The organism is Psychrobacter sp. SZ93C1 (assembly GCF_015864635.1).
Lineage (GTDB): Bacteria > Pseudomonadota > Gammaproteobacteria > Pseudomonadales > Moraxellaceae > Psychrobacter > Psychrobacter fozii.
Window position 1 is genome coordinate 1 of the sequence record NZ_JADYWY010000002.1, and the last position, 15,290, is coordinate 15,290.

The following is a 15,290-nucleotide window of genomic DNA, read 5'->3' on the forward strand; positions in this document are numbered from 1 at the left end:
AGATGACTTTGCCATCTATGGGACTGGTGTTGTCAAAGTATTCACCATCAACGGGTGCAACCCATTCACCATTGATGAAGTTGTCGTATTTTTCGCGGAATTGGACTTGGCTTTTTTCTGTATTTGGATAGGGATATAACATTAACTGCTCCTTGTTGTTTTATGTATGAGGCAAGTCATATATAAGCAATTATTTATTACATCATCGTGTAAAATAACGGCTTATCTCATCGCCACCGAATCTTCCTGATCAAGTTCTCACTTCATACTACTCAACTTTTGAGCAGAGTTATACTCACTTTTAATAATAACTAATGAATGAACTCATAAAATTTTGTTATGGAAAATGTGTCAGTTAAAAGGGTTCGTAAAGTGGATGTAGCTGTTATAATTATTGCCAATATTTTAGGCTGCAGCATTTATAAATTTGCTGATGGCTGCTCTCTTTTCTTTTTCTTCTAAGTTATTGGTTGGTTTGAATATATGCGTCAATCTTCTGCTCTTGATATCCTAAAAACAGGTCAAAATGTCTTTTTGACTGGCTCAGCAGGTTCAGGCAAGACCTATACACTCAATCAATACATCGATTATCTACGCGCGCGTCGAGTACCCGTGGCTGTCACTGCCAGTACTGGGATTGCTGCCACGCATATGAACGGTACGACCATTCATAGCTGGTCGGGTATCGGTATCAAAGATGAGCTAAGTGACCGCGACTTGACCACGTTGTCACGCAAACAGTTTTTAGCAGATAGATTAAAGGACACGGCAGTGCTCGTTATCGATGAGATATCGATGCTGCATGCCAAGCAAATTAATTTGGTGAGCCAAGTACTCAAACATGTGCGCAAAAACGACAAAGCCTTTGGCGGTATTCAGGTGGTGGTTGCAGGGGACTTTTTTCAGCTACCGCCAATTGGTAGCAAAGGTGAGAGTAATCGTGAGAAGTTTGCTTTTATGTCTGAGGCGTGGCTCGATGCCAAGTTTCACATTTGTTACTTGTCTGAGCAGCATCGACAAGTGAGTGAGGCGGCCAACGGCGGTCTTGATTTGGACGATATTTTGAACCAAATTCGTCGTCAAGAAGTCACTTTTGATGCGATTGCTGCGCTAGAAGCCACCTTTGACCAAAACGTCGATATCAAGCGTACCCGTCTGTATACGCATAATCTCAACGTCAATAAAATCAATGATAAAGAATTGGCGGCACTGTCTGGTGAGATGATGCGCTTTGAAGCCACATCTACAGGTGACAGTAAGCTGGTTGAAACCCTCAAGAAAACAGTACGTACCCAAGATGATTTGGTGCTTAAAGTTGGCTCAAAAGTGATGTTTATTAAAAACAACACCGAGCTTGGTGTCTCTAACGGTACGATGGGTGAGCTGATAGGTTTTGCTGCGGTGAAAATCGACGATAGCAAAGATACCAGTGAGGCTTTGATTGAAGATGATGATATCGACAGCACTGCCGACAGTGATGAAGCGTCTGCCAAAAGTACAAAGAGTAAAACCAAAAAAGACAAAGAAAAACCAAAAGCTAAAAAACCAACGACACAGAAAATGCCAGTGGTTAGGCTTAACTCAGGGCGTGAAGTTATCGCTGAGCCTGAAGAGTGGATCATCGAAGATGAGACGGGTGAAGTGCTAGCGAGCTATGAGCAAGTGCCGCTTTGTCTGGCATGGGCAATTACTATTCATAAGTCACAAGGCATGACACTGGACGCTGCTGAGATAGATTTGTCGCGTACCTTTGAATTAGGACAAGGCTATGTAGCATTATCAAGGCTCAAGTCGCTAGCAGGGTTGCAATTGCTAGGCATGAACGACATGAGCCTGCAGCTAGATCCATTAGCTCGCGGTGCAGACAAGAGATTTTTAGTGCTATCTGAAGAAGCTGATGCCAACTATGCCATGCTCGATGAAGAGAGTATGACGCAGGCACATGAGAAGTTCGTTCTAAAATCAGGCGGTACACTGAGTAAGTCAGTGATTGATAGCTATGCCAATCTACAAAAGAAGCGCCGCGAGCAACAGCAGGCGCAGCTAGATAAAAAGCAAAAAATGGGCAATCAGGTGTCTGATAAGTCGGACAGTACATTGCTGGCGACCAGAATACTATTAGAAGAGAGTTTATCTATTGCAGAGATATCTCAAGCCCGTCAGCTGTCACAATCTACCATCATGCGCCATATCGGCGAATTAAAATCTCAAGACCCAAGTTTGGCTTGTGATCATTTGCGTCCTGAAGACGAGGTGATGACTGCCGTTGGTAATGCTTATGTGGTGATTAAAGTTGCCAATAACCCAAACGATTTTAATGATGATGGTAGTATTAAGCTGCGTCCGATATTTGACCATCTTAAACAAAGCATTGACTACAATACCATTCGATTGGCACTTATTTTTATAACGCCTTAACGCTTGTTTTGCATGCGACTATGGCAATCAGCAGTGCCTACTTGTGAATGGGCAACACGCCCTAATATCCAACCTATTGTTAAAACCATTAAAGCGCATGGTTTTTGTTCCATTGTAGTGCTGGAATTGCAGTGCTCAATTTTATATCTCTCTTTATAGCGATAACTTGTTATGCCTGATTTTTCTAGCGCCACCTATCAATTAACGTCTGACCCTATTGTAGCAGCGCTTTATGCCACTGGTGAGCACACACAGCCACTGAGAGTGGCTATTAATGGTTTTGGACGTATAGGGCGCAATGTATTGCGTGCATTGCTAGAGCGCTTTGAAGTGTTAGGTCGAGCGATTCATGTAGTGGCGATTAACGATTTAGCACCAGCGGATATCTTGCTGCATTTATTAAAGTTTGATAGCACGCATGGGCGTTTGAGTCGACTGGGCGTTAGTGCCGAGATTGTAGAGAGTGGTGCCGACGATACTAGCAAGATTCAGCTCTGTCTGACGAAAAGTAATCTAACCTACTGTATCAATATGCTGTCGGAGGCAGATCCGAAAAATCTGCCTTGGGAGGCGCTGGGTGTTGATGTGGTACTAGAGTGCACGGGTCATTTCCGCTCTTATGAACAGTCTCAGTTACATAGGGCGGCTGGAGCGCAGCAAGTGATTATTGGCGCGGCCCCTTTTGATGATGTGGATGCTTGCATCGTTATGGGCGTCAACACGGACGAGTTAACACGTGAGCTGCCGATTATCTCGAGTGTTTCTTGTACCACGCAAGCACTGGTGCCATTGATTGCGACCCTTGATACTGCATTTGGTGTTAAGTCAGCGATGATGACTGAGATTCACGCGGTCACGGCTGACCAAACGGTACTCGATCAGGCGCATCGAGATCCGAGACGCGCGCGGGCTTCTGGTTATAATATTATCCCGACCACTTCTAGCAGTATCGCTGCGACAGAGCGGGTGCTACCAGCGATGATAGGCAAAATAAATGGACATTCCATTCGAGTACCAACTATCGATGTTGCCGCCATTGACGTGACTTTTGTGTTTGATGCGCCTAACGTGAGTGTCGATGATATTCGTGACGTGCTGAAATCGGCTAGCCAAGGTTGCTTGATTGATATTATGGCCTATACCGAGGAACCATTGGTCTCCAGTGATTTTATCCATCAGACAGAATCGCTTATCATCGATGGGCAGCAGTTGATGCAAGTGGGTGAGCAATACAAGGTTTTTGCTTGGTATGATAATGAATGGGGTTATGCCAATAGGTTGCTAGATATGTGCCTACATCTCGCATCTAATAAAAAACCTATAGTCAATCCTTGATAAAAGAGTAACAGCATCAATCTTGCTTGAAGTATCACCTATACACCTATACTCAGTTGCCTTGACGCTCTTTTAAACGGAATTAATGATAGCATCAAAATAATTTAAATTCGTTCAATTAATTGCTTGCAATCTCATTTTATATCGCTATAATGATGCACCTATGGAGACGTGGCAGAGTGGTTGAATGCACCGGTCTTGAAAACCGACAAGGGTTCGTAGCCCTTCGAGAGTTCGAATCTCTCCGTCTCCTCCAAATTCGAAAGCCGTAATCATTATTAATGATTGCGGCTTTTTTTGTTGCATTTTTATTTTATATCGTTATAATGATGCACAAATGGAGACGTGGCAGAGTGGTTGAATGCACCGGTCTTGAAAACCGACAAGGGTTTGTAGCCCTTCGAGAGTTCGAATCTCTCCGTCTCCTCCAAATTCGAAAAAAGCCCCAATCATTAGTGATTGGGGCTTTTTTTTACGTTCTTTTCCAATGGCTTTTTTAATGACATTGCGATGAACTAACTTGTAATGAATTTCCAATGACGTTATTTATTTCATTAGCGACTCATCAAACTCCACGGTTTGTCCGTCTTCTAATGTCAAAACACCTTCGCTAATCATGATAGTCATGTCCTTGGTGTTTTTTATGGCACGCATGATGTTGATGTCTTCTATGCTACTCTCAATGATGATTTTGCCAGACTGCTCTGGTTGAATGGGAGGATCAAACTGTGTCGAGGGCACGTTGAATCTTTTGCCTTTCGTCAGCTGCGCGTCTTGCATGATTAGCGTCCCTCTAAAGCTTTGAATAGCGACCTGACCGTGGTTTGATAGCATGAACTGTAGTTTTACTTGGTTTAAGCTGTCGTCATCGCTAGTCTTGACTGGTAGCAGGGCGATAGGGTAATTCTGTGCGTTAGCGGTTGCTGCTTGCTGACCCTTGACGATAGGGCTCTTCTTACCGGTAGGGTTGTTTGGATGCAAGCGCTCGTATTCACGCTGCTGTATGAGGGCTTGTTTGATAGTGGTACGTGGCATTGCGCCTGACTCATAAGCGCCGCTGAGCTTCATACGCAACATATAGCGGCTAAGGACTTGCTGATCAGCCTTGGGTAGCTGCTCAAAGGTAGTACCGAGCTTTTTTTGCCATTGGTCAGAGTTGGTCGGTATTGTTTTTTTGTTTGGATCAGTTTGTGGCTGTGAGCACGCAGAAACGACTGGCAGCACTGCCAAAGCAACTGCTAGTAACAACGCTTTGTCTAAACGCTGATATAAACCCATCATCGTACACCTCCTTGTAAACCCCTATGAAAAATAAAGAGCGATAATATAGTCACGTTTATATAAATCTGCTACATCGTCATCTTTGCTTGGTTTTCTGATATCGACATTATATTGAACCGACTATAGTGGTCTTTTTATTAATATACCTCGTTTGAAGATTGCTTGTGTTTAATTATCGCTAAAGGGAGTATGGAAATAAAACAGATATGTTTTTATGTTTGTGACAGCAGAAAGGGGTAGGAGGGGTGTTGGTCAGAGTGGATGATAGTAAGGACTAGCAAAGGATATGTTTATGATGCCCATAAAAAAAGACTGAGTGCGATTAGGCGGACTCAGTCTTTTTTTATTAAAAGCCGTAAAAGCTGACGATTAATAGTGGTTTTGAACGGTTATTGTTATTCAATACACATTGGCATGTTGCTTTTAATGCAGCTGGCTAGTTATTAGTTTGGTCATTAGCTTGATCGTTTTCTTGTAGCTCAGATAATGAATGCGTAATATTATTATTATGCGTCACAACAATAGCCTCATCAATAATATGCTGGCTAACACCGCGTTTACGTAGTGTTTCGATAAAAACTTCATCATGGGCTAACGTATAATCCTGATGATCACGATCAAGACCCTGACGAATATATAGGCGGATAAGACCTTGAATACGTTTAAAACCTAAATCCGACGAAGTCGCTTCTAATAGCGAAATCATTTCTTCAGACAGGCGAATGCTGACTGGACGCATGATTTTTTGTGGATGATCAGAAAATCTATTTTTTACACGTACAGGTATCATAATAAACCATTACTTTTAGTGAGTAGGAGTAAAGCGCTCAGACAAAAATTAACCCAATCAATACTTCACTTACCATACAACAAAAATGCACAAAAGAACACAGTAGCCATGCGAATATTATGACCATCACATATATAAATGGCGACCATAAAAAAACCTTCATCAAGTAATGATGAAGGTTTTCAGTATATGGCTCTCCAACCTGGGCTCGAACCAGGGACACACGGATTAACAGTCCGTTGCTCTACCAACTGAGCTATTGGAGAATAAGTTGTCATAACAGTAAGTTTAGTAAGCATTATATAAGAACAATTGCTTATCTTGTTTGCGTTATGTGGGGCGTATTTTAGCCAAGTCATCATAGGCTGTCAACCTTATTACGCTATTAATTATCAATATTGTTGTAATTAGTTCAAAATAGCTCGTTATCGCCTGTTAAGTGGGCAGTTCTGGTAGATAGATGAGTCTCAAGTTGTTATTTATTGGCTCGATCATCGATAATTTTATTAAGTGCATCGACCAAAGATAAAAGTGCTTCTGATAAGTAGTCGAAGTAACCTTGCATCCGTCTTTGCGCTTAGGTTTCAGGCCTATATTTGATTAGACAACTCGTCTATCTTTTTGAATATTAACGCAATACATACACCACTTGAAACAAAAAACTTATGAGTTAGCCCTTCACATTGCTAGAATATGTCTATAGAATACCGACCGTACGGTATCTTTAATACATGCTCAAACAATTTATTATGACCAATTGATATTGAATCGAGGAATATGCTTGATTCGAAAAAGGTATGTTAAATATGAGTCCTACCACTATTGCTTATGGTTATTTAGCCATTGCCATCATTTGTGAAGTGATCGGCACTACTTTTTTGATGAAGTCAGAGCAGTTCACGCGTTTGGTGCCGACGCTCATTATGGGTTTGCTTTATGTCATCTCATTTTATTTGTTGGCGCAGACCCTTAAGACCATACCGCTTGGTATTGCCTACGCGCTGTGGGGCGGACTCGGAATCGTACTGACATCGCTCGTTGGCTTGGTGTTCTTCAAGCAAAGCCTTGATACAGCGGCAGTGGTTGGTATTTCTATGATTGTAGGCGGTGTGATGGTGATGAATTTACTCTCTAATTCTGTGGTGCACTGATATGGAAATTGAAAACGCTCATAAACGTAAAAAACAACCAGAAGTTATTCGTCGTGCATTACTCGATCAGGCCGCACGAATAACGCTAGAGCAAGGGTTGTCGAAAGTCACTTTCCAAGCCGTGGCAGATGCAGTTGGGGTGACTAAAGGCGGCATCATGCATCATTTCGCCACTAAAAACGCGCTCATTCTTGAAGTGTTTTATGATGCGATGGCGAAGTTTGAGGCAGAGGTGGATAGCGCAATGGCGAAAGATCCAGTGCGCTATGGCTCTTTTACCCGTGCTTATATAGATGCCACGATCAGTCTAGGCGAAAAAGGGCAGGAAGAGTTTGACAGTCAAGCGACGCTATATGTATTGATGCTAGGTGATAGTGAGCTGCGTGAATTGTGGGCCAAGTGGTCAAATGAGCAATTGAAGAAGCATGAAGCAACCGATAATACCGAGACATTGTGTATGGTGCGGTTGGTCGCTGATGGGATTTGGCTTTCTGACTTTTCAGGTATCAATATCTCGGATAAGAAATCGCTACGTGAGCGTCTAATAAAAATGACGCAACGTGGCTTTGATTCATAAGCATGATGTAGCACGTTAATTAAAGTGCCACACCCAAAGATTTATTAAAGAACAATTGATAATCGCATAACGACTTTTAACCACATAACGACTTGTCATCATATAACGATGCAACTTTTATTTTTAAAACTGAAACCATGACGAAATTATTCGGTAGGCGTAATTTTATAGCGCTTGTACCAGTCGTCGTAAGGAGCACTCCATGACAGCTACTCATACAAACTCAAATAACTTAACAGACATTATCGACTTAGAACAAATACAAACCGCTTATATCAATGGTCGTTATCTGGCTGTCGATGAGTCTTTGGCTACTTTTGAAGACATCAACCCAGCAACAGGTGAGTTGTTGGCTACCGTTCAACAAACGACCAATGAGCAAATCGACGAGGCTGTTAAAGCCGCGCAAAAAGGTCAAAAAGTTTGGGCAGCGATGACATCAGTTGAGCGTGGTCGAATCTTATCAAAGGCCGTTGAGATATTGCGCGACCGCAACGATGTACTGGCATTGCTTGAGACGAAAGACACAGGTAAAGCGTATTCTGAAACCAAGTATGTCGATATCGTTACGGGTGCTGATGTGGTTGAGTACTATGCAGGTCTTGCACCGATGATAGAAGGTCGTCAGATTCCACTACGTGATACCAGTTTTGTTTATACTCGCCGCGAGCCACTTGGCGTGGTTGCTGGTATTGGTGCATGGAACTATCCAATTCAAATCGCGATGTGGAAGGCAGCACCGGCACTAGCTGCTGGTAATGCGATGATATTTAAACCATCAGAAGTGACGCCGTTAACTGCATTGAAACTGGCAGAAATTTTGACAGAAGCAGGTTTACCAGATGGCGTATTCAACGTCGTCCAAGGTAACTATAAAGTGGGTGAGGCATTAACTCAGCATCCTGATATCGCCAAAGTCTCGTTTACGGGTGGCGTACCGACGGGTAAAAAAGTCATGTCGAGTGCGGCATCATCGTCTCTTAAAGACGTGACATTAGAGCTTGGTGGTAAGTCGCCATTAATCATATTTGATGATGCAGATATCGACACTGCTGCTGACATCGCTATGATGGCAAACTTCTATAGTAGTGGTCAGGTATGTACTAATGGTACGCGCGTGTTTGTTCCTAAATCACTACAAGCTAAGTTTGAGCAGGCTATTTTAACGCGTGTCGAGCGTATTAAACTGGGTGATCCGATGGATGAAAGCATCAACATGGGCCCACTAGTCAGCTTCCCGCATATGGAAAGAGTACTTGGCTATATCAAGCAAGGTAAAGTCAGCGGCGCACGACTGCTCACAGGTGGTGACCGTGTGACAACAGGCGAATTGGCAAATGGTGCATTCGTCGCACCGACGGTATTCACTGACTGTACTGATGAAATGACTATCGTCCGTGAGGAAATATTTGGCCCAGTAATGTCGATATTGACTTATGAGACTGAAGAAGAAGTTATTCGCCGTGCCAATGATACCGAATATGGATTGGCAGCTGGCGTCGTGACTGCTGACTTGACCCGAGCACATCGAGTCATCGCTCAAATTGAAGCGGGTATCTGCTGGTTAAATACGTGGGGCGAGTCAGCCGCTCAAATGCCAGTCGGCGGTTACAAGCATTCAGGTGTTGGCCGAGAAAACGGCATTGAAGCCCTTGAGCATTATACGCAGACCAAATCTATCCAAGTAGAGTTGGGTAAGTTTGAATCTGTTTTTTAATTACTTTTATTGAGAAAGTTTTTGATCAGTTTTTTAATCAGTAAAGTAGTTCAGTAGCGCTAATTTGTTTTTTGTTCGACTTTACTGATAGTAAATGATTTATTTTTCAATATTATGGAGCGTTTTATGACATCAACCACACCTGAGTATGACTACATCATCGTTGGCGCAGGATCAGCAGGCAATGTGCTGGCCACGCGTTTGACTGAAGATGCCAACATTAAGGTGCTGCTACTAGAAGCGGGTCGTCCAGATCATCGCTTAGATTTTCGTACGCAGATGCCAGCAGCGCTTGCCATGCCGTTGCAAGGAACGACCTATAACTGGGGCTACAAAACTGATCCTGAGCCGTATATGAATAACCGTGTCATGGACTGCGGTCGCGGTAAAGGACTTGGCGGCTCGTCACTGATTAACGGTATGTGTTATATCCGTGGTAACGCACTAGATTTTGATGATTGGTCTAAGATTAAAGGCCTAGAAGATTGGACGTACCTGGATTGTCTGCCTTATTTTAAAAAGTTAGAAAACCGCGATGCGGGCGAAAATGACTATCATGGTGTAGGTGGCCCTGTTGAGATGACCACTTCAAAACCAGGGGTCAACCCACTGTTTCAAGCAATGATTGAAGCAGGCGTGCAAGCTGGCTATCCAAGTACCGACGATTTAAATGGCTATCAGCAAGAAGGTTTTGGGCCAATGGATCGTTTCGTGACGCCTAATGGTCGCCGCGCCTCAACGGCTCGTGGTTATCTGGACCGTGCCAAACCGCGCAGTAATATTACGATTTTGACGGGTGCACTGACCGATGTAATCTTGTTTGATGGTAAGCGTGCTATTGGTGTCAAAGTCGAGCATCAAGGTCAAACCAAGAACTTTCATGCCTCTCGTGAAGTGATTGTCTCATCAGGTGCGATTGCCTCACCACAATTATTGCAGCGTTCTGGTATTGGCCCAGGTCAATGGCTAAAGGATTTGGGTGTCAATGAAATTATAGATTTGCCGGGTGTTGGTAATAATCTGCAAGATCATTTAGAGCTGTATATGCAGTATGAATGTAAGCTGCCAGTGTCGATTGCGCCTGCCAATAAATGGTGGAACAAGCCCGCCATCGGTGCTGAGTGGTTATTTAATGGTACGGGTCTTGGCGCGTCAAATCAGTTCGAAGGTGGTGGTTTTATTCGTACCGATGAGAAGTTTACCCATCCTAATATTCAGTATCACTTCTTGCCATTAGCAGTACGTTACGATGGTCGTAGTGCGGTGAAGTCTCATAGCTTCCAAGCGCACGTGGGCTCATTACGCTCGCCAAGTCGAGGTCGTGTCAAACTGACATCGAAAGATCCAAGCGCTCATCCAAGTATCTTGTTTAACTACATGTCTCATGATCAAGACTGGCAAGAGTTCCGTGCTGCTATGCGTATCACTCGTGAGATTATGCATCAGCCAGCGCTTGACCCTTATCGTGGTCGCTCGATTGCACCAACCGATGATCTAGTGACCGACGCGCAGTTAGACGAGTATGTCCGTAATCACAGTGAGACGGCCTATCATCCATCTTGTACTTGTGCGATGGGCGAAGACAATGATTCGGTCGTCAATGGCGAAGGACTGGTACATGGTATTGATGGCTTACGCGTCGTTGATGCCTCTATCATGCCCAACATCATCAGTGGTAATCTCAACGCGACTACCATTATGTTGGCAGAAAAAATCGTCGATAAGATGCGCGGTGTGCAGTTACCACGTTCGACAGTAGACTATTTTACTGCCGATGGTGCGCCATTGAGAGCTGAGCCGATGCGGGCTTATGGTTCTGTTTAAATTAAGCATTAATAAATAACTGTCTAGATATATGATATATAGTCGATTTAATTCAAAAGCAGTACAAGGCAGCCGAGTGTAGATGTATATTAAATACTTCAAGCGAGGTTAACGCAGTAATACTTTTATAGTGAAATGACTATAGTGTTTATGAATAATGTTGATAAGAAGGCCTTTTGATAAAGGTCTTTTTTACCCCCGCTACTGTTTTAGAAAATGAATATAGTCAATCAATCTTAAAAATGGTATAAGGCAGACGAGCGCAAGTACTACAGTAGTAGGCTAAGCGAGTCTAACGCCATAACACTTTAAGAGTGGTTCGACTATACGATTAAGATTGGTTTTTTAATCACTTACCTTGTTGCTTAAGTACTAATTATTGAAGTAGCAATTACTGAAATGGTCATTATTTGAGTAGCAAATCTTTATTTATTGGTACTGCTTTGTGCGTCATGCAGTGATTTATATCTTGTATGACTATCAGTCATAAGATTATGACGGACAAAGCAATATCAGACCCTGTTTAATTTACCTATTGAGGTCTTTTATGTACAGCTCGCCATCAAATGATGCGGCAAAACCCCTGACTCTAAATAAGACGGTTTTTTTAGGCTCAGCTATTATTTCTATTTTATTGATAATTTGGACGATTGCGTTTCCAACTTATAGTGAGACATTGTTAAGTTCGAGTATGTCATGGATATCAGAGAGCTTTGGCTGGTATTACATGCTGGTGGTTGCCGCTTATAGTATATTTTCCTTGTTTGTTGGTTTTTCTAAGTACGGTGATATCAAGCTTGGGCAAGACCACGAAAAAGCACAATTTCCTTTCCTAGCATGGGCGGCGATGCTGTTCTCTGCTGGTATCGGTATTGACCTGTTGTTCTTTGGTGCCTCTGAGCCTTTGATGCATTATCTGACACCGCATACTGGTTTAGAACCTGCCAGTGCCGAGGCTATGCGTGAGGCACTTGCGCAGACCTTTTTACATTGGGGACTACATGGCTGGGGTATTTATGCCTTGATCGGTATGGCATTGGCGTACTTTGCTTATCGTAAAAATATGCCATTGGCGCTACGTTCGCCGTTGACGCCTATCTTTGGTGAACGACTCATCAAAGGCTGGCTTGGTGATGGTATTGATACCTTTGGTGTTGTTTGTACCTTGATGGGTATCGCCACCAGTTTGGGTATTGGGGTATTGCAGGCCAATGCTGGATTGACCCATGTCTTCGGTATCGAATCGAGCAAAACCGTTCAGACAATTATTATCGTCTGTGTTGTTGCGGCGGCAGCTGTCTCTGCGATGACGGGTGTTGAGAAAGGCGTACGTCGTCTTTCTGAATTCAACATGCTATCGTCGATATTGTTATTGATTGCGATATTAGTGATGGGTAATACGGTCTATTTGCTTAATACCTTTACTCAAAATATCGGACAATATTTCCAAACCATTATTTTCAAAACCTTTGATGTTTATGCTTATGATGGTCAAGCTGGCGCTGACTGGAAATCAGGTTGGACGATATTTTTCTGGGCATGGTGGGTCGCTTGGGCACCGTTTGTAGGACTATTTATCGCACGTATTAGTCGTGGTCGTACCTTGCGTGAGTTTGTCTTTGGTGTGATGTTTATCCCGCTCGGTTTCATCTTTGCTTGGTTCTCTATCTTTGGTAATTCAGCGATAGACTTGGTTGCCAATGGTGCCACTGAATTGGGCGAAATCGCTGTTAATGATGCAGCGATGGGCATGTTTGCTCTGTTTGAGCACTTTCCTTACAGCGATATTTTATCATTCGCTGGTGTGATTATTGGCCTTATCTTTTTTGTGACCTCAGCGGATTCAGGCGCGTTAGTACTCGCGAACTTGAGCTCAAGAGGCATGACCAATGACACAGATGCCCCTGTTTGGTTACGCTTGTTTTGGGCAGCGGCAACAGGCTTTATCACCTTAGGACTATTATTTGCCGGTGGTTTTGCTTCATTGCAGTCAGTCTCTGTGATTGCAGGTTTGCCATTCTCGCTCATTCTAGTGCTCTATATGGTATCGATGTGGAGATCATTAAAAGAAGAAGGCAATAAACGTAAGGCCAGTACGATTGGTACGGCTAACGTGTTGGATAGTGGTAAGAGCTGGAAAGCACGCTTGCAACGTATTGTCAGTTTCCCTAAACATGCACAAGTGGAACAGTTTTTACAAAATGTGGTCAGACCTGCCATGACGGAAGTTGAAAAAGAGTTTGCGGCAGGCGGTCTAAAAACGTCTTTGGACATCCGTAATCCTGCACATATCGGACAAGATATAGATGAAGGTATGGATGAGAGTAGCGGTCAAATAGATGGTCTCAAATTGCGAGTTGGCCATGGCGACGAAGACGACTTTATTTATGAAGTTAACTTGATTAAAGCTGAGCGTCCTAACTTTACATTGAGCACCTCAACTAAGAATGCCGAGTACTATTATCGTGCAGAAGTATTCTTAAGCGAAGGCTCGCAAGAGTATGACTTGGTTGGCTACTCCAAAGAGCAAGTATTGGTCGATATCTTAAATCAGTACGAGCGTCATTTACAGTATCTACATTTAGAGCGTTAATTCACTCATTAATATGCTCTAAATAGTTCAGTAAAAATCTTGTAAAAAATAACCCCATAAGTTGAATTCAGCTTATGGGGTTTGTTTATGCCTCACAACCTAAATGATGCCACGCTCTAATAAAGCGCACCAATATAAGGTAAAATTCATTTAGACCGCGTCGATACGTGGTAACGCATCAGTAAAGGATAGGTTCGTGACCAAATTAAAATACATCGCTCATTATTCTGAGCAAGTTCAAACCCAAGCCGCGCTACTCATTAGCGATGGTAACTTGGGTGCGTATCTAGAAAAAAAGTATCCGACTCAGCACCAAATAAAAAGTGATAAGGCTCTTTATCAGTATATCAATGATATTAAAAACCAGTATATGCGCAAAGTGGGACAGCTATCGAATGTCAGCTATAGCAGCAAGTTAAAAGTTCTCAAGCATGCGCTAGGTATTCATACCACCCAGTCTCGCATACAAGGTAGCAAGCTCAAATCGCACAACAGCATCACGGTGGCCAGCTTGTTTCAAGAAGCGCCGCCTGAGTTTTTGCGTATGATTGTAGTGCATGAGTTGGCGCACTTTAAAGAGCACGATCATAACAAAGCGTTTTATCAATTATGCTGCCATATGGAGCCTGAATATCACCAGTTTGAGCTAGATACGCGGCTTTGGTTGCACTGGCGAGAGTTGTAACCCTAATAGTCATTCCACTATAAAAGTATGACAGCGTTAACCTCGCTTGAATTATCAAATATACATCTACACTCGGTTGCCTTGTACTACTTTTAAATTGAATCGACTATAGTATGAATAGCAGCCCTAATAAGGTTCATAGCAATCTTAATAGTTATCTTAATAACAGCCATATAAATATCGTGTCCTTTTCTGTGGCAATCATCTGAGCCGCTAGGGCGTGTCCTCAATTCAATTGATCCTATCTAAACGAGCTAAAAATGGCTAAATTTTGCCAAACATCGTTAAATAGCTGGTTAATACCCCGATATTATCTGCGCTATTTTCCTTGTTTGACTGCAATTTATCTCATTTTTATCACCATTTTTAAAATGAGGACACGCCATAGAATTACGTTATAATCCTAACCAAATAATTTATACCCCAAGTCAATAAAAGGTTGTAAGCAATGATTAATACCAAAATATATAAATCTATTTATAAATTGGCAGAAGAGTTACTAGAGGCTGACCGTATCGGTAATCAAGAAGCATTTGATGGATTTTATGCTGAGCTAAAAGCCGTCTGTACGGATAACGAAAGCACAGACAAAGATCATCCAGAGCAGTGGGAAACACTTGCTGACTTTACAGAAGATTTGGACGAAGCACTGGTCATTTATGACAAAGCACTAACCAAAGCCACGGCGATCAATTCAAAGGATCATCTGTCGTCGATTGCTTTTTCTATGGCGGTTTTACAGCTTGAGATAGGTAACAAAGAAGCGGCTATTCAAAGTCTACAAAATGCCAAAATCACGGCAAATAAGATTGAAGATAAAGAGTTTAAGGTTGAGATAGATGAGATGCTGACTAAGTTGTTGGGTGAGTAGTTTCACTTGAACAATTTTGATCGAGTAGTCCTGATTAAATGTACTTGA

General features: G+C 42.7%; 11 protein-coding genes, 3 tRNA genes and 1 pseudogene. 11 read left to right on the plus strand and 4 right to left on the minus strand.

Going from position 1 to position 15,290, the window contains the following annotated elements:
• A pseudogene (locus tag I6E83_RS14820) lies at positions 1-142 on the minus strand (hypothetical protein); the annotation flags it as partial.
• Between the two features lie 341 nt (positions 143-483).
• Between I6E83_RS14820 and I6E83_RS02880 the strand changes: the two are divergent.
• From I6E83_RS02880 to I6E83_RS02895, 4 genes are all read left to right on the plus strand, one after another.
• Positions 484-2,418 carry an AAA family ATPase gene (locus tag I6E83_RS02880; protein ID WP_197099910.1) on the plus strand — a complete coding sequence of 645 codons (1,935 nt, stop codon included), beginning with the start codon at positions 484-486 and terminating at the stop codon, positions 2,416-2,418.
• A gap of 171 nt (positions 2,419-2,589) precedes the next feature.
• Positions 2,590-3,753 (plus strand): type I glyceraldehyde-3-phosphate dehydrogenase, encoded by a 1,164-nt coding sequence (locus tag I6E83_RS02885; protein WP_227680791.1) that lies wholly within the window; start codon positions 2,590-2,592, stop codon positions 3,751-3,753.
• A gap of 165 nt (positions 3,754-3,918) precedes the next feature.
• Positions 3,919-4,009: transfer RNA gene (locus tag I6E83_RS02890), tRNA-Ser, on the plus strand.
• An 83-nt stretch (positions 4,010-4,092) separates the two neighbouring features.
• Positions 4,093-4,183 (plus strand) — tRNA-Ser (locus tag I6E83_RS02895).
• A 116-nt stretch (positions 4,184-4,299) separates the two neighbouring features.
• On the opposite strand, the gene I6E83_RS02900 is transcribed toward I6E83_RS02895, so the two are convergent.
• The 3 genes from I6E83_RS02900 to I6E83_RS02910 form a co-directional block, all read right to left on the minus strand.
• Complete coding sequence (locus I6E83_RS02900) at positions 4,300-5,034, minus strand: hypothetical protein (protein WP_227680792.1); 735 nt, start codon at positions 5,032-5,034, stop codon at positions 4,300-4,302.
• A 436-nt stretch (positions 5,035-5,470) separates the two neighbouring features.
• Positions 5,471-5,824 (minus strand): CopG family transcriptional regulator, encoded by a 354-nt coding sequence (locus I6E83_RS02905; RefSeq protein ID WP_110924297.1) that lies wholly within the window; start codon positions 5,822-5,824, stop codon positions 5,471-5,473.
• Positions 5,825-6,014: 190 nt separating this feature from the next.
• Positions 6,015-6,090, minus strand: a tRNA-Asn gene (locus tag I6E83_RS02910).
• 540 nt (positions 6,091-6,630) lie between these two features.
• Here I6E83_RS02910 and I6E83_RS02915 point away from each other — a divergent pair.
• The 7 genes from I6E83_RS02915 to I6E83_RS02945 all read left to right on the plus strand — a co-directional run bounded on the left by I6E83_RS02915 (position 6,631) and on the right by I6E83_RS02945 (position 15,242).
• A complete protein-coding gene (locus I6E83_RS02915; protein ID WP_197099911.1) occupies positions 6,631-6,975 on the plus strand; it encodes a DMT family transporter in 345 nt (114 codons plus the stop codon).
• 1 nt (position 6,976) lies between these two features.
• The gene (locus I6E83_RS02920; RefSeq protein ID WP_197099912.1) at positions 6,977-7,552 is read left to right on the plus strand and encodes a TetR/AcrR family transcriptional regulator; all 576 of its coding nucleotides are present in this window, start codon (positions 6,977-6,979) and stop codon (positions 7,550-7,552) included.
• Positions 7,553-7,754: 202 nt separating this feature from the next.
• Positions 7,755-9,269 carry a betaine-aldehyde dehydrogenase gene (gene betB, locus I6E83_RS02925; protein ID WP_227680793.1) on the plus strand — a complete coding sequence of 505 codons (1,515 nt, stop codon included), beginning with the start codon at positions 7,755-7,757 and terminating at the stop codon, positions 9,267-9,269.
• Positions 9,270-9,395: 126 nt separating this feature from the next.
• Entirely contained in the window at positions 9,396-11,093 is a 1,698-nt protein-coding gene (gene betA / locus I6E83_RS02930; protein ID WP_197099913.1) for a choline dehydrogenase, read from the plus strand.
• 547 nt (positions 11,094-11,640) lie between these two features.
• Positions 11,641-13,686, plus strand: coding sequence for a choline BCCT transporter BetT (gene betT / locus I6E83_RS02935; protein WP_197099914.1), 2,046 nt, complete (start codon positions 11,641-11,643; stop codon positions 13,684-13,686).
• 196 nt (positions 13,687-13,882) lie between these two features.
• A complete protein-coding gene (locus I6E83_RS02940; RefSeq protein ID WP_197099915.1) occupies positions 13,883-14,371 on the plus strand; it encodes a M48 family metallopeptidase in 489 nt (162 codons plus the stop codon).
• Positions 14,372-14,819: 448 nt separating this feature from the next.
• Entirely contained in the window at positions 14,820-15,242 is a 423-nt protein-coding gene (locus I6E83_RS02945) for a tetratricopeptide repeat protein (protein ID WP_197099916.1), read from the plus strand.
• Positions 15,243-15,290 lie beyond the last annotated feature (48 nt).

Excerpts from the sequence above, each read along its gene's own strand:
- I6E83_RS02880 (WP_197099910.1), top strand. The coding sequence starts at position 484 with ATGCGTCAATCTTCTGCTCTTGATATCCTAAAAACAGGTCAAAATGTC.
- I6E83_RS02885 (WP_227680791.1), top strand. The coding sequence starts at position 2,590 with ATGCCTGATTTTTCTAGCGCCACCTATCAATTAACGTCTGACCCTATT.
- I6E83_RS02900 (WP_227680792.1), bottom strand. The coding sequence starts at position 5,034 with ATGATGGGTTTATATCAGCGTTTAGACAAAGCGTTGTTACTAGCAGTT.
- I6E83_RS02905 (WP_110924297.1), bottom strand. The coding sequence starts at position 5,824 with ATGATACCTGTACGTGTAAAAAATAGATTTTCTGATCATCCACAAAAA.
- I6E83_RS02915 (WP_197099911.1), top strand. The coding sequence starts at position 6,631 with ATGAGTCCTACCACTATTGCTTATGGTTATTTAGCCATTGCCATCATT.
- I6E83_RS02920 (WP_197099912.1), top strand. The coding sequence starts at position 6,977 with ATGGAAATTGAAAACGCTCATAAACGTAAAAAACAACCAGAAGTTATT.
- betB (WP_227680793.1), top strand. The coding sequence starts at position 7,755 with ATGACAGCTACTCATACAAACTCAAATAACTTAACAGACATTATCGAC.
- betA (WP_197099913.1), top strand. The coding sequence starts at position 9,396 with ATGACATCAACCACACCTGAGTATGACTACATCATCGTTGGCGCAGGA.
- betT (WP_197099914.1), top strand. The coding sequence starts at position 11,641 with ATGTACAGCTCGCCATCAAATGATGCGGCAAAACCCCTGACTCTAAAT.
- I6E83_RS02945 (WP_197099916.1), top strand. The coding sequence starts at position 14,820 with ATGATTAATACCAAAATATATAAATCTATTTATAAATTGGCAGAAGAG.